Raw genomic sequence first — 18,056 nt, forward strand, 5'->3', positions numbered from 1 at the left:
CACTTCCTCGCTTCTTTCAGGTCTACACAGTCGGCTGCGCCGCCACGCGGCGCTCAGGGACAGGAATTCGGATTGCCCGGATAGCCCAGCGACTCGGCCACCGCCATGGTGCTCCCGCTGGGCAAACGCACGGCCCTTGCACCGGAGGGAAACATCATCCCAAGCAGGGGCAGGACGGGCCGGTACGGCACGCTTTCGCAGCGCGCGCCATCGCCGGGCACGCACAGGCGCGCGCGCACGAAGCGGATGCAGCTGGCGCCATGCGGGTTGTCGATGCAATTGATGCGGTTGCGCTGCGGACAGCCTGGCATCACGCTGACCGGCAGCGCCGCCAGCGCCGCGCCGCTGTCGGACAGCGACAGATAATCGATGCGCACATACGCGTCGCTGATGCCGCCGCCGAGCGGCAGCGCGCCCGGTGCGGCGCGCAACACGGCGTGCGTCCGCACGGCCTGCAGCGCGCCGGCATTGCTGAAATCGGTGACGGCCGCGCCGCGCGCGGCGCGCCGGGTGATCTCGTGCACCATGTTCCACAAATACACGGCGCGCGCCACTTCCAGCAGGGCAAACAGGAACAGAAAGAACAACAGCGCCAGCATGGCGAACTCGACAGCGAAGACGCCGCCCTGGCGCTGCCGCTGGGGACGCAGGTTAATTAACATAGTGCAATGTCGCGTTGGCACGCAGCGGAATCGGCGCCAGCTGCGGCAGCCACTTGCGCGTCAGCTCGGGCAGGACATCGACCGGCATGTAGACGGCCACCTTGACGCGCACCTGCAGCGGTGCCGTCGCATAGTTGCCGCAGCCATAGGAATCGTCGGCATACACGCATTCCACGGTGAGCCGGGCGGCCTCCATATGCGGCCAGCTTTCCGCCATCGCATCGACCACCATCTGCCGGGAAAACGCGACGCCCTGGTTCGCCGTGTCGAACTTGGCCATCTGCGGCAGCGGCATGGTGGCCAGGTAGCGCGCCGCATCGTGCGTACTTTTTTGCAGAGCCGTGTACACCAGCAGCGCGCGGCCGAACAGCAGCACGAAGGGCAGCAGCGCCATGAAAAACAGCAGGATCAGCGCCAGCTCGATGGCGGCCACGCCGTCCTGGCGACGGGGCCTGCGGCAAGGCGGCCTCATTGCAGCAGCTCCGCGGGACTGCCCAGCGCCTGCTCCGGCACGATGCCGGCAAATTCAGCGCTCAGCACGCCATTGCTGGCCGGCGCCGTCATGAAGAAGCGGCCGATGCCGCACACCTGGGCCAGCACGTCGCTGCCGGCCGGCACAGGACAGGCCAGCAAGGCGATATGCAACAGGCGCCGCTGCGCCACGCCCGTGTTGCCGCTCGGCGCAGTCTGGAAACCCAGCGTCAGGTAGGGAGTACTGCTGGCGGGGTAGACGGACTTGGCAGCCGGCGCGGCCGGGCTAGCCGGATACAGCTTGGGCCAGTCGCTGGTGGCAAACGGCACGTAGCCGTCCGCCGGCTTCACACTGCTGTACTTGACCGCCTTGGCAAACGACCACAACGGTCCATAACTGCCGACCGCGGGCGGTGTCGCGTTCGACACCGGGTCGGCCACGGACAGCAACGGATTGCCGGTGCTCAGGGCGCTGGGAGCGTCGGGCGTGTTCGTCATCCACCAGTTCACCGCCGTATTCGGATAGCCGCGGATATTCGTGTCGGGCGGCGCCGTGACGGCATGGCAGCCGCTGCCCGCATGCTGGTTGAAGCGCGCATTGAAAGCTGGCCACAGCGCGGCGGGAAAGGGTCGGTGCACGTGCACTTGCGCGCTGCCGATGCGCGGGAACAGCACGCTGCCCGAGCAGACGAAGGGCAGGATGGCGGCATCGCTGACCTGCGCCGACGCGCCCACCGTCCCCGGCTGGCCCAGCGGATTGAGCACGAAATGCTCGGCCGTGGCGCCCTGCGGGTTGAGCTTCAACAAGTTATACGCCACGCCACGCCGGAAGCCATATTCCAGCAACTCGACGGCCGGCAGCAGCGCCGCATTCGTGCGCGGGCTGGCCGCGCTGGCCGACAGCGCGCAGACGGCCAGCGGCGTCAGGTGCAAGCTGGTCCGCCCCGCCACGGCGCGCGCGCCCGTATCGAGCGTGCGCAGGGCCGGCGACCAGGCGCCCAGGAACGCCGTCGCCACCCGGCCCAGCGCCGGGTCATTGGCCTGCGTATCGACGCGCACGAACAGCGCCCTGGCGGCATCGGGCACGGCGCCCGCCGCATGCCACTCGCTGGCGGTCGCATCGGGCGTGCTGGCGAAGCGGATGCTGGCGTCCGACAGAATGGCGCCCTCCATACGGCGCCGCCACGCGCTCTTGTCGGCCGCACTGTGCTTGGCTTTGTCCACGGCAGCGAGCAAGCCTTCAGGCGTGCCCGCCAGTTCCGCCGCCGCCAGCGCCGCGTTGTCGGCCAGGTTCTGCAGTTCCGTCTTGCGGCCGATGACTTGCCCCACGTCGAGCGCCAGGCCAATAAAGCCCAGCACCACGATGAGCAGGATGGAAAAGGCGATCAGCATCGCCCCGCGCTGGCGTCTATTTGCCATTGCCGCCTCCCAGCATGAATTGCACCGGCTGCGGCGCCTGGCCGTTCGGTTCGGCAAACGAGGCGCGGTAGCGCTGCATGACGGCGTGCGCGCTGGGGCCATCGAGGCCATCGGCCGGGGTGCGATTGCCGGCGCTGGCCGGATCGCGCACCTGCTGCGCCATGGCCAGGCGCACGGCGTCGCCAAAGCGCCCGTCCTGCTGCGGCGTGCTGCCGTGCGCGCAGGCGGCCAACTGCAGTACCAGCAGCAGCGCCGCCAGGCGCCACAGCGACATCAAAAGCGAGTTCGGCATGGCATGTCTCCCCGTCTCATTTCAGCTCGAAACCGTTGGCCGCGCGCAGTGGCGGCACGGGCGGCGGCGCCAGCGTCCCTTCCATCTTGCCGCCCAACATCAAGTCCGTGCGCGAAGGGGGCGCCAGCTGCGCCGTCGGCAGAACGGCCTCCGCCGGCAAGGGCTTGACCAGGTGCGCGGTAATGACGAACAGCAATTCCGTACGGTCATGCTGGAAATCCGTGCTGCGAAACAGCGCGCCGAGGATGGGCACTTCGCTGAGCCAGGGCACGCCCGTGATGTTGCTCACCTGGTTGTTCTTGATCAAGCCGCCGATGGCGTAGCTCTGGCCGTCGTACAGCTGCACCGTGGTCGAGGCGCGCCGCGTGGTGATGACGGGCAAAATCGAGCGGCCGCTGACGCCGGCGGCGGAAATGCCCACCCCCTCGCGCGACAGTTCCGACACTTCCGGCGCCACCTTCAGGTTGATGCGCCCGCCCGACAGCACGGTGGGCGTAAAACGCAAGCCGACGCCATACTCGCGCTCTTCCAGCGTGATCTTGTTGTTGTCCTGGCCGACGGGAATGAAGATCTTGCCGCCAGCCAAAAAACTGCCTTCCTGCCCGCTGATCGCCATCACCGTCGGCTCGGCCAGGATGCGCACCAGGCCATCCTGTTTCTGCGCCTCGATGGTCAGCTGCTGGCCATTCGACTTGCGCACGTCGAGCAAGCCATTGGCCGTGCCGCTGAGGAAATTCGACAGCAAGGTGGTGGCCCAGCTGCCGGAGGCGAAGCGCAGGGTGGCGCCCACTTCCAGCCGTTCCAGCAGCGACTTCGATACTTCGGCGATCTGCACGGCCAGCATCACCTGCTGCGGCGCACTGACGTCGAGCATATTGATGATGCGGCTGCTCGCGCCGCCCGTGCCGCCACCGGGCGCCGCTGCGGCGACAGGCAAGGCGGCGCCATCGGCGGGCTTGGGCAACGCCAGCGGATGCGTAGCGCGGCGCACATACGCGTGCGCCAGCTCGACGGCGCGCAGCACGGCGCCCGCATCCTGCACCGTGCCCGACAGCACCAGGGTATCGGCCACGGCCGTCACGCGGATGGCTTTTTCTTCCGGCATCAGGGCCGCCAGGGTCGCTTGCAAGCCGGCCGGGTCCATGCTGACGCTGACATTCACCACGCTGCACACGCCGCTCTTGCCCTGGATGATCATGTTGGTGCTGCCCACATCGACGCCGACCACATATAAAGTGTCGGGCGCCACCAGCATGGCTTGCAGCACGGCCGGATTGCCGACGCTGCGCTGTTGTACCGCTTCAGGCAGACGCAGCATGCTCGACTTGCCCACCTGCAGCTGCAAGTTGCCGGGGGTAGCCGCTTCGCCGCCGCAGCGCGGGCCAGGATCGGCCGCCGCGCCGGCAAGCGGCAACAACAGGCAGCACAGTGTCAGCAGGGCGCGGTTCATGAGCGTGTCCATGGTTGGCTAAAAACATTCGCGCGACTGGCGCGTCCCGTCGATGACGCCACTGCACTGGCGCTGTGGCTCCGCCGGCGCCTTCGCCACGCGCACCGGGCGCGGTGCCACGGCCAGCACGGGGACAGCGGCAGGAGCGGGCTCGGCTTCGTGCGGCCCACCCAGCAGGGTCAGCTTGGTGGCGCCCGCCGTCACACCCGGCTGCGGGTCGACCTGGTTGCGCAGCACCAGCGACAGGCTGCCCACGCTGCGCGCCAGGTCCAGGTTTTCAGCCTGTTCCGGCGTCACTTCCAGGGTCACCGCATTGACTACGCGCGGCTTGGTCTCGTCACGCCCCACCTCCTGCGCCACGGCCAGCACCAGGATGCGTTCGAGCACGATCTTGGAAATGTTGCGGCTTTGCGGAAACGCGCGGTCGCCCGCATCCTGCTGGGTGCTCACGATGATGTCGACATAGTTGCCCGGCAAGGCGAAACCGGCCACGCCGATCACGTCGTTGACGCGCACGGTGATGGCGCGCCGCCCTTCCGTGATCAGGGCCGACAGGCCGCCCAGGGTGCCCACCGGTGCCAGCTTGGCTTCGCTCAGCGGTTCGCCGCGCAGCACGCTGGTTTTCAGCACCCGTCCCGCCAGTGGCGCCGGGTCTTGCAGCGCGCCTTGCGGCAAGCTTTCCGCAGGCCATTCGGCCAGGCGCAGCATCTCGGGCGTCAGGCGCTGGCCCAGGTTGACATCGCTGGCGGCGACGACGATCTTGCCCTTGCCGGCCGGCGTCTGGCGCAGCAGCCAGTGCGAGGCCAGCAACACGGCCAGCAGGCCCAGCACCACAGCCAGACCCATCATCAGGAGGGCGCGCCGGTTTTTCATGCGATACGCTCGCACAGGCTGGCGGCCGGCATGTCGCAGCTGGCAAACAGGCTGCTCCAGGCCTGTTCCAGGGCGGCCACCGTCAGGCGCGCTTCGCAGCCGGCAAAGCCCGCAAAGTCGCCTATGCGCGCCAGCAATTCACCAGGATAGCTGGCCAGCAAGGGCCGTCCCTGTGCGCCATGCAGCTGCAGCAGGTGATGCAGGACCAGCTCGTCGATGGCCATGCCGGCCAGACGGCATTGCTGGCGGAACAGGGCGCGATAGGCGCTCTCGGCCAGCGGCCCCACCTGCACCTTGTAGCCGATGCGGCGCAGCAAGGCAGGATCGAACAGTTCGCCCGGCGGCACGTTCGTGGCCAGCACCAGGGCATTGTCGAACGGCACGCTGATCTGCACGCCGCCGGGCAGGCCCAGCTGGTCGCTGCCCCGTGCCAGCGGCTGCATCAGCCGCGTCAGCAGTTCTTGCGCGCCCAGGCGCTGGCAACCCAGGTCGTCGATGATCAGCATGCCGTTATTCGCCCGCACATGGGGCGGCGCCTGGTAGCAGCCGCCGCTGGCGTCATGGCGCAGCTCCAGCATGCCCGCGTCGAGCTCGGCGCCCACGTGAATCACGGGACGCTGGCACAACACCCAGCGAATATCGGTGCTGCGCCGCTCGAGCGCCTGGCGCGCATGGCTGACATGCTGCGGCGCGGGCGGCAGGTGCTGCGCCGGATCGTACAATTGAATGATGTCCTGGCCGACGACGATGGCGTAGGGCACGGCGACGAGACCGTGCAGCAATTGGCCCAGTTGCAGCGCCAGGGTCGACTTGCCGCTGCCGGGCGGACCGTACAGCAGCAGCGAGCGCCCCGAATGCAGGGCCGCGCCGACCACGTCGAGCATGCCCGGCCCCGCATGGGCGCTACCCAGCACGGCGGCCAGGTCGTCGCTGCCGATGCGCTGTTCCTGTGCCAGCCACGACTGGCGCGCCACCATGGCGCGGTATGCTTCCAGGGTGACGGGGGCGGCGCCGATATACGCGCAGCGCTCAAGGAAGGCGCTGGCGCGCTGCTTGCCGGCGCCCGTCAGCTGGTACTGCACGTCGATCTCGGATTCGCCGCGCCAGGCCACTTCGGCCATCTGCTCGGCCACCATGAAATCGAGCACTTCGCGCAAGACATTGATCGACAGGCGCAAGCGCGTCGTCATGGCGGACAGGTGCGTCTTGCCGCTCACAAACATCAGCTTGGCGATCAGTTCAACCACCAGCGGCCGCTCCAGGCCCGTTTCGCGCAAGCTCTTCGGCTGCGGCGGCAAGGGCGGCATCAGGTTCGCGTCGGCGGGGCGCGGCGCACTCTCGGTGCTCATGGAATAGTCGACCTCGGTCATCCTGTGTCTCCAAGCCGGTTAAGACTGCATTGAACAGAATTCATTCTAGCCAGCGGGGACTGGCGCCCATTGATCAAGAGCAATGAATGACAATCAGAAATAATGCCGCCCTTGCACCACCAGGCAACCCAGGGCAATGGCCAGTCCGTACGGCATGTTGCCCACGCTGGCGCCGCTCCCCAGCGCAGCGGGCGCCAGCGGAATGCCGGCCATGCGCGCGATCATCGGCCACAGCAGCTGGCGCAGATTGCCCAGGCAGGCGCGCCACTTGCCCTGGTACGTGATCATCAGCACGGCCATCAGGCCGCCCAGCACAAAGGTGGCGAAACAGATCTGCAGCACGGGCCACGGGCCGGCAAAGGCGCCCACCATGGCGATCAGCTTGACGTCGCCGGCGGCCATGCCGCGCAGCACATATAAAGGAAGAAACAGGAAGAAACCCGTCGCCATGCCGCCCAGCCACAACGACGGCACGCTGTGCGGCCACAGCCACAGGTGCAAGGCCAGCGCGGCGAGGATGCCGGACAGTACCAAACCATTCGGTATCTTGCGGCGGATCAAATCACTGACGGCGGCCCCCGTCACAAAACACAACAACAGCAGGTCGCACAAGGCAGTTGCAGGCATGGCATACCTCCTGAAAAAAAACCCGCCACCGGCCGGCCAGCGGCGGGCACCCGCTTAGGGCGTCAACACCAGGTTCGACGAAATTTCGGTGAGGACGTTCAGCAGGTTGGTCTTGATCAGCAAGAAACCGGCCGTGATGGCGGTCGCCATCAAGGCCGCAATCAAGCCGTATTCGATTGCCGTAATCCCGTCCTCATCTTGGACAAACTGCTGTACTGCCGACAGGAAGGTATGCATGACAAGCTCCCAAAAGTGAATCACAAGTCCCTGGCGCAATCGGGTGTGAAACATTGCCCATTCCTGCTAATATGTTTCCTGCCGTAAATTTCTGCGCCATTGCATTGACTATAAAGCGTCCACGGTTTGGCAAATTGACGCGCCACAAGTTTCCATATGGAAATTATCAAACCTTGTTGAAATGACGGCTGACGCAAACAAATGTTGCGATCAGGATTGAAAGTCTGCGTCAAGGCAAGTTTTTTGCAACGCCATGCATGAATCTCATGTATTTACATGAAATATTGCATACGTTAATTGCCTATTAGGCAAAAAGACATTATCCTGCTTAGCTCTTCTTTGGAAAGGCCTCTCGCCCTGCGGTAAAGAGCGTCATGCCACCAAATAAATCTTGGCTTCTTGTAGACGGACGCGAACATGCTCTTGCTTGATGCAATGCTGCTATGACGACACTTGTGTGACTACTTTCCAGAGATCGACAATGGATTCCCTACTGAAACACATGGTGGACATGACCGGGCACCGCGACCACACGATGCTCGACATCTCCGTGATCTCGGCGGTGCAGGAGCTCGCTGCCGCGTCGCAGACCCGTGTGCTGGCCCTGACCAGCGTGCGTGGCCAGGTGTTCGTGCGGTCGCGGGCCATCATCGTGGCAGGCAGCGTGGCCCGCATGGAAGAGCATAACGACCCTACCCTGCCAGGCGAACCGCTGTCCGACTATCCGGCGCTGGCCACCTGCATCGCGCGCCATGAAGCGAGCGCCGATACCCTGTGCGCCGACGGCCGCCACCTGCTGTGGCTGCCCATCTGGATCGGCGACCAGGTCACCACCTGCCTGGAAATCACCAACCCCACGCCCTACACGGGCGCCACCATCCAGGTGATTGGCGGCATCGTCAGCGTGTACCGCAATTTCCAGAACCTGCTCGACTACAGCGAACGCGATTCGCTCACCGGCTTGTTGAATCGCAAGACCTTCGACGACCAGCTGGCGAAAATCCTGCAAAGCCGCGGCGAACCGGAAGCGGAGAAGCCGCGTCCCATCGATGAAGAACGGCGCCACCATACGGACACGGAACGGCAATGGCTGGCCGTGATCGACGTCGATCATTTCAAACTGGTCAACGATAAATTTGGCCACCTGTATGGCGATGAAGTGCTGATCCTGATCGCCAACCAGCTGCAATCGTCGTTCCGCTCGCAAGACCGCATCTTCCGCTTCGGCGGCGAGGAATTCGTCGTGCTGCTGCGCTCGATCACCCTGGAAAATGCGCAGAAAATCATCGACCGCTTCCGCACCAATGTCGAAGCGCACGACTTCCCGCAAGTGGGCAGAGTCACCGTCAGCGTGGGCTTCGTCAGCATCAACGCCTATGAGGCGCCCGTCATCATTCTCGGGCGCGCCGACCAGGCCCTGTATTACGCGAAAAGCCATGGCCGCAACCTGGCTTGCCACTACGATGAACTGGTCGCCAAGGGCCTGTTAACGACTATCGCCTCGAACGATACGGCAGAGTTCTTCTAGGCATCCGCCAGCGATAAAAAGCGCATGGGATCGACCTGCCACTTGGCAGCCGACTCATGGCCGACGATCTTGTCGCCGCCGCCGAAGCCGAAGCCGCGCGACAGGTCGACTGTCTCGGGCTTGATGTAGGCATTGCTCTTCGTACTGAAAAACACATTCACCTTCGGCGCCAGCAGGTTGCTTTCGTGCGCCTCGATGACGACGGCCAGGCGGCCCGATTCCAGCATCACCATGGTGCCCACCGGATAGATGCCCACGCAGCGCATGAAATCCTGTGCAAACACGGGGTTGAAATGGAATTTGCTCCACTCATAAATCTTGCGCAAGGCTTCGGCGGCGGCGATGCCCTTGTGGTAGCTGCGGTCGGACGTCAGCGCGTCATACACGTCGACGATGGCGGCCATCTGCGCCAGCTCGCTGATGGCGTCGCCGGCCAGCTTGTCCGGGTAGCCGCTGCCGTCGCGCCGCTCATGGTGGTGCAAGGCGATGTCGAGGGGAATGGCGCCCAGCTCGGGCGAGCGGCACAGGATATCGTAGCCATCGCGCGGATGGCGCTTGATCAGGGCAAATTCTTCCGGCGTCAGGGGGCCGGGTTTGTTCAGCACGCTATCGGGCACCAGCGCCTTGCCTGTGTCGTGCAGCAAGCCGCCCAGGCCCGCCTGGTGCGTGGTGGCGCCATCGATGCCCCGCGAGCGGCAAAACGCCACCAGCAACGCGCACACGCTGACGGAGTGCAGGAAGGTGTAGTCGTCCTTGTTCTTGATGCGCAACAAGCCGACAAGGGCGCCGGGATTGCGCAGAATCGATTCGGTAATATCTTGCACCGTGTGCTGCACGCGGTCGATCTCGACGGCCTTGCCCAGGCGTACATCGGCCATCACCGTGCGCACCAGGCTCGATGCCTGCCGCCGCACCTGCGTGGCGCGCGCCAGTTCCATGCTCAGCGACACGCGCGTGACCACCTGCGGCGCCGCCGCGGCGATCTGCACCAGTTCGCGTTCCGTCTCGGCCCGCGCCTGGGCCACGGTGGGCGCATCCTGCACATCGAGGCCCTTGCCGCTGTCGATCACCACGTCGTGGATGCCGGCTTGCACGATCTTGCGGATTTCATCATCGCTGCGCAACAGGAAACGGTTGCGCACGAACGGATGGGTCATCCAGTCGCAGCTGAGGTCGTGGACATACATGCCCACTTTTAATTGAGACGAATCAACTTTCTTGAGCATGCTGTCATCCCACAAGTACGCGTCTGGAGCACCGAAGGCGCTAGAATGAGTATAACAAAATTGTTATTCTGCTGGCCGCGTTCGGCGCTGCGGCGCAACATCCTGTTTTTTCCGATCACCGCACCCTCAACGCACCGCTCTTGGGACCCATGGAACTGCGCCAATTACGTTACTTTGTTGCTATCGTTGACCACGGCTCGCTGTCGCGCGCGGCCCTGGTGCTGCATGTGGCGCAGCCGGCCCTGACGCAGCAGCTGCGCCAGCTGGAAGAAGAACTGGGGGTGCAGCTGCTGCACCGCTCGGCCCAGGGCGTGCTCAGCACGGACGCGGGCAAGGTATTTTACGAACACGCGCAAGCGATCCTGAAACAGGTGGCCGACGCCCGCTCGGCCGTCACGCAAAGCGCCACGCGCCCGTCCGGCAATGTCACCCTGGGCTTGCCGCACAGTATCTCCGGCGCGCTGGCCCTGCCCCTGCTGCTGGCAGCGCGCGAACGCTACCCCGAAATCACCCTGCAGCTGACGGAAGAAATCACGGGCAACCTCAATGAACAGCTCAGATCGGGCCGCATCAACCTGGCCGTATTGTTCGACGATGGCCAGCTGACGCCGTTTTCCTGCTGCCCGCTGGTGGAAGAAGAGATGCGTTTCATTTGCCGCAGCGATTCGCCGTTCGCGCCCGCCGGCCATGCCGTGTCGTTCCCGCAAGCGTTGAGCGCCACCCTGATCCTGCCGGGCTTGCAGCATGGCGTGCGGCCGCGCATCGACAGCCGCGCCCGCGAACTGGGCCTGGAGACGGCGAACGTGATCGAGATCAACTCGATCGCCATCCTGAAATCGGCCATCCTGGCCGGCATGGGCGCCACCATCTTGCCCGCCGCGCCCCTGCTGGCCGAACTCGACAGCGGCGCCATGCGCAGCTATGCCATCCACAGCCCCGTCCTGTCGCGCACCGTGGCCCTGTGTGCGTCGAAGAACATTCCCCTGACGAACGCGGGCAACGCCGTGAAAAACCTCGTGCTGCAAGTGGCTACAGAGCTGTGCGGCAGCGGACGCTGGGTGGGGGCGCACGTGCTCTCGCCTATGGCATAAGTATTTCTTATACCCCCATCGTCAAAGCGTATTTGCCCCTTCCCCTCGGTCGTTCTACACTGACCACATTAACTATTTTAAATTTAAAATAGTTATGTGCCGCCCACACGCGGCCATCCCGTCTGCACAGCGCGCGCCTTACCGGGTGCGCCCCTTGTACAGCCGCTATCTGAAACACCCTTTTGGAGACAGCCATGTCCGTGACCACGGAAAACGGCTCCGCAGCGTTCGTTAGAAACGCCGGTGCCGCGCCATCTACGCCCCCCGACACTTCCCGTTTGACCAGCGTCAGCCTCGACGACAAATACACGGCCACTTCCGGCGCCATCTTCCTGTCCGGCATCCAGGCCCTCGTGCGCCTGCCCATGATGCAGCGCCTGCGCGACCAGGCCGCCGGACTGAACACGGCCGGTTTCATCTCCGGCTACCGCGGCTCGCCCCTGGGCGGCCTCGACGAGAACCTGTGGAAAGCCAAGAAACAGCTGGAAGCGCACCACGTGCAGTTCGTGCCCGGCGTCAACGAAGACCTGGCTGCCACGGCCGTCTGGGGTTCGCAGCAGGTGGACCTGATCGGCCCGGCCAAGTACGACGGCGTGTTCGCCATGTGGTACGGCAAGGGCCCGGGCGTGGACCGCTGCGGCGATGTCTTCAAGCACATGAACCATGCGGGAACATCGAAACTGGGCGGCGTGCTGCTGGTGGCCGGCGACGACCATGGCGCATACTCGTCGACCCTGCCGCACCAGTCCGACCATTTGTTCTCCGCCTCGATGATCCCCGTCCTGTATCCGTGCAATGTGCAGGAATACCTGGACCTGGGCATCCACGGCTGGGCCATGTCGCGCTTTTCCGGCTGCACGGTGGCCTTCAAGGCCCTGGCCGACACGGTCGAATCGTCGGCCTCCATCGATGCCGACCCGTTCCGCGTGGAAGTCAAGATTCCGCAAGATTTCATCATGCCCGAAGGCGGCCTGAACGCGCGCCTGTCGAGCATCCCGCTGGGCCAGCAGGCGCGCAACCAGGAAGCGCTGATGCAGGACTACAAGATCTATGCGGCGCTGGCTTACGCGCGCGAAAACAAGCTCAACCACACCACCATCGACAGCCCGAACGCCAAGCTGGGCATCATCGCGTCCGGCAAGTCCTACCTGGACGTGCTGGAAGCGCTGGAAGAGCTGGGCATCGACGAGCAGATGGCGGCCGATGTCGGCATGCGGCTGTTCAAGGTGGCCATGCCGTGGCCGCTGGAACCGGACAGCGTGCGCGAATTCGCGCAAGGCCTCGATGAAATTCTCGTGGTCGAAGAGAAGCGGCAAATCGTCGAATACCAATTAAAAGAGCAGCTGTACAACTGGCGCGACGACGTGCGCCCCCGCGTGATCGGCAAGTTCGACGAGAAGGGCGAATGGGTGGCGCCGCGCGGCGAATGGCTGCTGACGTCCAAGGCCGACTTTTCCGTCTCGCAAGTGGCACGGGTCATCGCCAGCCGCATCGCGCGCCTGATTTCCGATCCCGTCACCTGCGACCTGATCAAGGCTCGACTCAGTTTCCTCGACGCCAAGGATGCGGTATTAAAGAAAGCCGTGAACACGCCGTTCCGCCCCGCCTTTTACTGCTCCGGTTGCCCGCACAATACCTCGACCAAGGTGCCGGATGGCAGCCTGGCCCTGGCCGGCATCGGCTGCCACGTGATGGCCACCTCGATTTACCCGGAAATGAACAAGCTGACCACGCACATGGGCGGCGAAGGCGCGCCGTGGATCGGCCAGGCCGCCTTCTCGGAACTGCCGCACGTGTTCCAGAACCTCGGTGACGGCACGTATTTCCATTCCGGCTATCTGGCCATCCGTGCCGCGCAGGCGGCCAAGGTCAACATCACCTACAAAATCCTGTACAACGACGCCGTCGCCATGACGGGCGGCCAGCCCGTGGACGGCCTCATCACCGTGCCCATGATGGCGCAGCAGGTGGCCGCCGAAGGCATCGCCCGCATCGCGCTGGTCACGGAAGATTTATCACGCTACAGCGACCGCAGCAACCTGCCCGCCCACGTGACCTTGCACGACCGCAAGGACATGGATGCCGTGCAGCGCGAACTGCGCGAAGTGCAAGGCGTGTCCGTGCTGATCTACGACCAGACCTGTGCCGCCGAGAAACGCCGGAGAAGAAAAAAAGGCGAGTATCCTGACGTGGCCAAACGCATGGTCATCAACGACGCCGTCTGCGAAGGCTGCGGCGACTGCGGCGTGCAATCGAACTGCGTATCGATCCTGCCGAAGGAAACGGAATTTGGCCGCAAGCGCACCATCGACCAATCCTCGTGCAACAAGGATTATTCGTGCGCCAAGGGTTTCTGCCCCAGCTTCGTCACCGTCGAAGGCGGCAGTCTGAAGAAAACCAAGACGGGCGCCGGCAAGCCGGGCGAGACGGACAACTTCGGCCCGCTACCGGAACCTGTATTACCCGCCTGCGACGCGCCGTACAACATCCTGATCAATGGCATCGGCGGCACGGGCGTCATCACCGTGGGTGCACTGATGGGCATGGCGGCGCACCTGGAAAGCAAGGGCGCCTCCGTGCTGGACATGACGGGCATGTCGCAAAAGAACGGTTCCGTCACTTCGCACGTGAAAATCGCCAAGTCACCCGCGCACATCCGCGCGCAGCGCATCGCCACGGGCGAAGCGGACCTGATTTTAGGCTGCGACATGCTGACGGCCGGCGCGCAGGATGCCGTGTCGAAAATGCGTCCAGGCCGCAGCTTGGCCGTCGTCAACCTGCACGAGCAGCCGCCCGGCACGTTTGCGCAAAATGCCGATTGGCAATATCCGACGGCCGAGGTGCGCCAGTTGATCGAGGAATCCGTGGGCGGCGCGGACGCGGCCGACTTCATCGACGCCACGAAACTGGCTACCGCGCTGATGGGCGACTCGATTGCCGCCAATCTGTTCATGCTCGGTTACGCCTGGCAAAAGGGCCGCATCCCCTTGACGGAAGCGGCGCTGCTGCGCGCCATTGAACTCAATGGCGTGGGCATCGAGTCGAACAAGAAGAGCTTTTTGTGGGGCCGCCGCGCCGCCGTCGACGTGCGCCGTGTCACGCAGATCGCCACGCCGTCGCAGGCGATCATCGTGCAAATGCCGCAAAGCCTCGATAGCGTCATCAAGAAACGCGTGGAGTTCCTCACCGCGTATCAAAATGCCGCGTATGCGGACGGTTATTTGACCCTGGTCAAACAGGTGCGCGACCGGGAAAACACCCTGGGACTGGGCCAGAAGCTGTCGACGGCCGTGGCGAAAAACTACTTCAAATTGCTGGCCTACAAGGACGAGTATGAAGTGGCGCGTTTGTACACGGATGGCCGTTTCGTGGAGCAGTTGCAGCAGCAGTTCGAGGGGAATTTCTCCGTCAAATTCAACCTCGCGCCACCGCTGTTCGCCAAGAAAGATGCAAAGGGGCACCTGGTGAAAGCGGAGTTCGGTTCCTGGATGTGGCGCGCCTTCCAGCTGCTGGCCAAAGCAAAAGGCTTACGCGGCGGCACCTTCGACGTCTTCGGCTACACAGCTGAACGCAAGATGGAGCGCGCGCTGATCGTCGAGTACCGCGAACTGCTGGCCGGCCTGCTGGCGAACCTGACGGCGGACAACCTCGGCACCTGCGTGGAACTGGCATCCTTGCCCGAAAAAATCCGCGGCTTCGGCCACGTCAAGGAAGCGGCTGTCGATACTTACCGCAAGGACAAGGCGAGGTTGCTGGCGGTGCTGGCGGATGGAAGCAAGTACGCGGCATAAAAGACAACGCAGAGCCTCGGCTCTGCGTTTTTTATTCTGGACAGCGCCCCACGGTGGCCCCCGGCAACAGCACCGGTTGCCAGATTTCCTGCAGCCGTTCTGGCGGCGTGCCGGCCAGCAGCGACTGCAGCATTTCCACCATCTTGGCGCCGGCGCGGCGCAGGTCGGGCTGGTCGATGGTGGTGACGTTGATGCCGATCAAGGTGTCTTCCACATTGCCCCAGACGATGACGGAGATTTCCTTGCCGATTTCGATGCCCGCATCCATCAGCGCGCGCACCACGCCCACGCCGGACAGGTGGTTGTCGACGATGACGGCCGTGGGACGGGGCGAGCAAGCCAGCAATTGCTGCATGGCCTGGTAGCCGCTGCGGCGATCGAAGGTGTTGTCGAGCAGATAGGCGGGGTCCAGCGGCAAGCCCGCTTGCGCCATGCAGCGGATAAAGCTTTCCTTGCGCTCATAGGCGAAATGCAAGTCCAGCGGCGCGCTCAGCAGGGCGATGCGCTGGTGGCCGTGCGCCGCCAGGAAGGACACGGCCAGGTCGATGCCCGTGTCGTTATCGTAATCAAAATACGCATACGGCGCGTCGATGCGCGTGCGGCCATTCGCGACAAAGGGAAAGCCCACCTTCGTCAGGTAGGCGATGCGCTCGTCGACCACCTTGGTGCGGCCCACCACCAGGCCATCGACCTGGCGCCCGCGCACCATGTTTTCATACGAGGGCTGTTCGTTCTGCGGCGACACGGGGGCGATGATGAGACTCATCTTCGACGCTTCCACGGCGTCCGACATGCCATTCACCACGGAAAGGAAGACGCTGTCGCCCAGGTCGCTGGGCAGCAGGGGATAGATCATGCCCAGTACATTGGTACGGCCGACGGCCAGGCTGCGCGCCAGCGGGTTGGGCCGATAGCCGACTTTCTTGGCGGCGGCCAGGACGATTTCACGGGTGCGGGAATTGACTTCCGGATAGCCGTTCAACGCCCTGCTGACTGTCGTTTTCGACATGCCGAGGGCAATTGCGAGGCTCTTGAGATTCATGTGTTAACTACCTGTCTGTATGGCAAAAAAAACCAACTCTGACCGTCAATTATAGCCCAGAGCGCCAAGCAGGCCGCGCATTACCGTGCGTCGCCATGGTAGAAAAACAACAACATATTGACTATTTAAAAAGCAATGTTTTAAATGTGACCAGTCCTGCCATCTTCGCAGCGGGCCATCGTCCGTGGCAGACTGGCACGGGAAAGTAAAGGAAGCGTGCACTCACTTTGAGCATAGCGTCGCCAGCTTCGGCATGCCAGTTCGGCAACACAGAGAGCACACAAAAAATTATCAAGAAAACATAATTAACTGGAACTGTGCGAGAATTTGTCCTACTCTTGATTCAGGTAAAGATTACCTGCAGACATGTCGCGCCCCCCGGGCCGCATTCTTCCTCTTCTGCGCACGCCTGGACATACTTTCAAAGGTGAACAATGTGGTCACGCTAACGTCCGTCAACAATCTGCAAGCCTCGCTGGCCACGGCGCAGCGCCGGGTCGAGCAAGGCCAGAACCAGGTACAGCGCGACAGCGAACAGCTGGCGCAAAGCCGCCAGTCGCTGGCGCGGGAACAGGAGTCGCTGAGCCAGACGCAGCGCAGCAGCCAGCAAGCCCAGGCCGATGCCCCTGCCACCGTGAAGGCGCCGCAGCTGGACCAGGCGATCAAGGTGGCCGTGCCGCGGCAAGCGCTCCCCGCCACGCCGCAAAGCACGCCCCAGCTGAACAGCTATGGCCAGACCCTGGGCCGCCTGATCGACGTGACGGCCTAAATTACCGAAGCATCTCTTCTTCCAGCATCGCCAACCACCACTTCTCGCCCTGCTTCGGCTGCCGTAAATCCACCGTCTCGCCCATTTGCGGCGTGGCCAGGTGCACGCCCTGCTTGGCCGCCAGCCCCGTGATGCGGTCGAACGGTTCATGCCAGGCATGCAGCCCCAGGTCAAAGGTGCCGTTATGCACGGGCATCAGCCACTTGCCGCGCAAGTCCAGGTGGGCTTGCAGGGTTTCCTCCGGCTGCATGTGCACGTCCGGCCACAGCTTGTCGTAGGCACCCGTCTCGATCATGGTCACGTCAAACGGCCCGTACTTGTCGCCGATCTGTTTGAAACCGCCGAAATAGCCGGAGTCGCCACTGAAAAACACGCGCACGTCCGGCGCGTCGATGACCCACGACGCCCACAGGGTTTGATTGCCATCAAACAAGCCGCGTCCCGAGAAATGCTGCGAGGGCGTGGCGACGAGTTTCACGCCGGCTATCGTGGTGCCCTGCCACCAGTCGAATTGCTGCACCTTCTCCTTCGGCACACCCCAGGCAAGCAGGGTATCGCCCACGCCCAGCGGCGCAACAAAATGTTCGGTCTTGGCGGCCAGTTGCAGCACGGCGGCATGGTCGAGGTGGTCGTAATGGTCATGCGACAGGATGACGGCCTTGATCGGCGGTAAGTCAGCGATGCTGATGGGCGGCTGGTGAAAACGCTTCGGCCCTGCCCATTGCACGGGCGAGGCACGCTCGGAAAACACGGGATCGGTGAGGAAGAATTCGTTGTTGAGTTTCAACAGCAGGGTCGAATGGCCGAGGCGAAACAGGCTGTTGTCCGGTGCGGCCAGCAATTGCGCCTGGCTCAAGGCTTGCACGGGCACGGCAGCGGCCGGCACTGTGCTGTCGGGCTTGTCAAAGAAAAAGGTCCACATCAGCTTGAGCGTGGCCGCCGTGCCCAGCTTGTGCATCTGCACGGGATTGCGGAACTTGCCGTCGTGGCGTTGTGGCGACAAGGTTGAGGAAGAAGCGGGCGCGACAGGCGCGGCGCGCAAGGTGCAAGAACTCATGATGATCAGGACTCCCAAGAATAAGATGCGATGCATATGCGATCCGCTCAATAAAGCACAAGGATTGAATTACACTACACAGTGTAGTTCCTATTTCTGGCAAAGTAAACCAGGAGGTGTAAAATATTGTTTTCAAAGGAGATTTCCCGCC

Annotated in this window: 16 protein-coding genes; 4 read left to right on the forward strand and 12 right to left on the reverse strand. The window is 63.7% G+C overall.

What is annotated here, in order from left to right:
• Window positions 1-53 precede the first annotated feature (53 nt).
• The 9 genes from KY494_RS16735 to KY494_RS16775 form a co-directional block, all read right to left on the reverse strand.
• Window positions 54-662, reverse strand: a complete 609-nt coding sequence (locus KY494_RS16735) for a TadE/TadG family type IV pilus assembly protein (protein ID WP_219887569.1) — start codon at window positions 660-662, stop codon at window positions 54-56.
• Window positions 652-1,134 carry a TadE/TadG family type IV pilus assembly protein gene (locus KY494_RS16740; protein WP_219887570.1) on the reverse strand — a complete coding sequence of 161 codons (483 nt, stop codon included), beginning with the start codon at window positions 1,132-1,134 and terminating at the stop codon, window positions 652-654. The genes KY494_RS16735 and KY494_RS16740 overlap by 11 nt, the downstream gene beginning before the upstream one ends.
• Window positions 1,131-2,552, reverse strand: a complete 1,422-nt coding sequence (locus KY494_RS16745) for a pilus assembly protein TadG-related protein (RefSeq protein WP_219887571.1) — start codon at window positions 2,550-2,552, stop codon at window positions 1,131-1,133. The genes KY494_RS16740 and KY494_RS16745 overlap by 4 nt, the downstream gene beginning before the upstream one ends.
• Entirely contained in the window at window positions 2,542-2,844 is a 303-nt protein-coding gene (locus KY494_RS16750; protein ID WP_219887572.1) for a hypothetical protein, read from the reverse strand. Before KY494_RS16750 ends, KY494_RS16745 begins: the two co-directional genes overlap by 11 nt.
• A gap of 16 nt (window positions 2,845-2,860) precedes the next feature.
• Window positions 2,861-4,294, reverse strand: coding sequence for a type II and III secretion system protein family protein (locus tag KY494_RS16755; protein WP_219887573.1), 1,434 nt, complete (start codon window positions 4,292-4,294; stop codon window positions 2,861-2,863).
• An 18-nt stretch (window positions 4,295-4,312) separates the two neighbouring features.
• Window positions 4,313-5,167 (reverse strand): Flp pilus assembly protein CpaB, encoded by an 855-nt coding sequence (gene cpaB, locus KY494_RS16760; RefSeq protein ID WP_219887574.1) that lies wholly within the window; start codon window positions 5,165-5,167, stop codon window positions 4,313-4,315.
• Window positions 5,164-6,537 carry an ATP-binding protein gene (locus KY494_RS16765; protein ID WP_219887575.1) on the reverse strand — a complete coding sequence of 458 codons (1,374 nt, stop codon included), beginning with the start codon at window positions 6,535-6,537 and terminating at the stop codon, window positions 5,164-5,166. The genes cpaB and KY494_RS16765 overlap by 4 nt, the downstream gene beginning before the upstream one ends.
• A gap of 93 nt (window positions 6,538-6,630) precedes the next feature.
• On the reverse strand, window positions 6,631-7,164 hold the full coding sequence (locus KY494_RS16770; RefSeq protein WP_219887576.1) for a prepilin peptidase: 534 nt from the start codon (window positions 7,162-7,164) through the stop codon (window positions 6,631-6,633).
• 54 nt (window positions 7,165-7,218) lie between these two features.
• Window positions 7,219-7,401, reverse strand: a complete 183-nt coding sequence (locus tag KY494_RS16775; protein WP_100876789.1) for a Flp family type IVb pilin — start codon at window positions 7,399-7,401, stop codon at window positions 7,219-7,221.
• Between the two features lie 481 nt (window positions 7,402-7,882).
• On the opposite strand from KY494_RS16775, the gene KY494_RS16780 reads away from it, so the two are divergent.
• On the forward strand, window positions 7,883-8,929 hold the full coding sequence (locus KY494_RS16780; RefSeq protein ID WP_219887577.1) for a GGDEF domain-containing protein: 1,047 nt from the start codon (window positions 7,883-7,885) through the stop codon (window positions 8,927-8,929).
• Here KY494_RS16780 and KY494_RS16785 read toward each other — a convergent pair.
• Window positions 8,926-10,155 (reverse strand): HD-GYP domain-containing protein, encoded by a 1,230-nt coding sequence (locus KY494_RS16785; RefSeq protein WP_219887578.1) that lies wholly within the window; start codon window positions 10,153-10,155, stop codon window positions 8,926-8,928. The genes KY494_RS16780 and KY494_RS16785 overlap by 4 nt on opposite strands.
• A gap of 149 nt (window positions 10,156-10,304) precedes the next feature.
• Between KY494_RS16785 and KY494_RS16790 the strand changes: the two genes are divergently transcribed.
• A complete protein-coding gene (locus tag KY494_RS16790) occupies window positions 10,305-11,246 on the forward strand; it encodes a LysR substrate-binding domain-containing protein (RefSeq protein ID WP_219887579.1) in 942 nt (313 codons plus the stop codon).
• A gap of 194 nt (window positions 11,247-11,440) precedes the next feature.
• Window positions 11,441-15,037, forward strand: coding sequence for an indolepyruvate ferredoxin oxidoreductase family protein (locus KY494_RS16795; protein WP_219887580.1), 3,597 nt, complete (start codon window positions 11,441-11,443; stop codon window positions 15,035-15,037).
• Window positions 15,038-15,068: 31 nt separating this feature from the next.
• On the opposite strand, the gene KY494_RS16800 is transcribed toward KY494_RS16795, so the two are convergent.
• Window positions 15,069-16,079: a substrate-binding domain-containing protein gene (locus KY494_RS16800; protein WP_219887581.1), complete on the reverse strand. Its 1,011-nt coding sequence runs from the start codon at window positions 16,077-16,079 to the stop codon at window positions 15,069-15,071.
• A gap of 436 nt (window positions 16,080-16,515) precedes the next feature.
• Here KY494_RS16800 and KY494_RS16805 point away from each other — a divergent pair, with 436 nt between their 5' ends.
• The gene (locus KY494_RS16805; protein WP_219887582.1) at window positions 16,516-16,848 is read left to right on the forward strand and encodes a hypothetical protein; all 333 of its coding nucleotides are present in this window, start codon (window positions 16,516-16,518) and stop codon (window positions 16,846-16,848) included.
• Window position 16,849: 1 nt separating this feature from the next.
• Here the strand turns inward: KY494_RS16805 and KY494_RS16810 are convergent, their stop codons facing one another.
• Window positions 16,850-17,905, reverse strand: coding sequence for an MBL fold metallo-hydrolase (locus KY494_RS16810; protein ID WP_219887583.1), 1,056 nt, complete (start codon window positions 17,903-17,905; stop codon window positions 16,850-16,852).
• Window positions 17,906-18,056 lie beyond the last annotated feature (151 nt).

This window comes from Janthinobacterium sp. PAMC25594 (genome assembly GCF_019443505.1).
Taxonomy (GTDB): domain Bacteria; phylum Pseudomonadota; class Gammaproteobacteria; order Burkholderiales; family Burkholderiaceae_D; genus Janthinobacterium.

Bases quoted from the DNA above. Each gene is read 5' to 3' on its own strand.
- KY494_RS16735 (WP_219887569.1), bottom strand. From the start codon at position 662: ATGTTAATTAACCTGCGTCCCCAGCGGCAGCGCCAGGGCGGCGTCTTC.
- KY494_RS16755 (WP_219887573.1), bottom strand. From the start codon at position 4,294: ATGAACCGCGCCCTGCTGACACTGTGCTGCCTGTTGTTGCCGCTTGCC.
- KY494_RS16785 (WP_219887578.1), bottom strand. From the start codon at position 10,155: ATGCTCAAGAAAGTTGATTCGTCTCAATTAAAAGTGGGCATGTATGTC.
- KY494_RS16790 (WP_219887579.1), top strand. From the start codon at position 10,305: ATGGAACTGCGCCAATTACGTTACTTTGTTGCTATCGTTGACCACGGC.
- KY494_RS16800 (WP_219887581.1), bottom strand. From the start codon at position 16,079: ATGAATCTCAAGAGCCTCGCAATTGCCCTCGGCATGTCGAAAACGACA.
- KY494_RS16740 (WP_219887570.1), bottom strand. From the start codon at position 1,134: ATGAGGCCGCCTTGCCGCAGGCCCCGTCGCCAGGACGGCGTGGCCGCC.
- KY494_RS16795 (WP_219887580.1), top strand. From the start codon at position 11,441: ATGTCCGTGACCACGGAAAACGGCTCCGCAGCGTTCGTTAGAAACGCC.
- KY494_RS16775 (WP_100876789.1), bottom strand. From the start codon at position 7,401: ATGCATACCTTCCTGTCGGCAGTACAGCAGTTTGTCCAAGATGAGGAC.
- KY494_RS16750 (WP_219887572.1), bottom strand. From the start codon at position 2,844: ATGCCGAACTCGCTTTTGATGTCGCTGTGGCGCCTGGCGGCGCTGCTG.
- KY494_RS16780 (WP_219887577.1), top strand. From the start codon at position 7,883: ATGGATTCCCTACTGAAACACATGGTGGACATGACCGGGCACCGCGAC.
- KY494_RS16745 (WP_219887571.1), bottom strand. From the start codon at position 2,552: ATGGCAAATAGACGCCAGCGCGGGGCGATGCTGATCGCCTTTTCCATC.
- KY494_RS16765 (WP_219887575.1), bottom strand. From the start codon at position 6,537: ATGACCGAGGTCGACTATTCCATGAGCACCGAGAGTGCGCCGCGCCCC.
- KY494_RS16810 (WP_219887583.1), bottom strand. From the start codon at position 17,905: ATGAGTTCTTGCACCTTGCGCGCCGCGCCTGTCGCGCCCGCTTCTTCC.
- cpaB (WP_219887574.1), bottom strand. From the start codon at position 5,167: ATGAAAAACCGGCGCGCCCTCCTGATGATGGGTCTGGCTGTGGTGCTG.
- KY494_RS16770 (WP_219887576.1), bottom strand. From the start codon at position 7,164: ATGCCTGCAACTGCCTTGTGCGACCTGCTGTTGTTGTGTTTTGTGACG.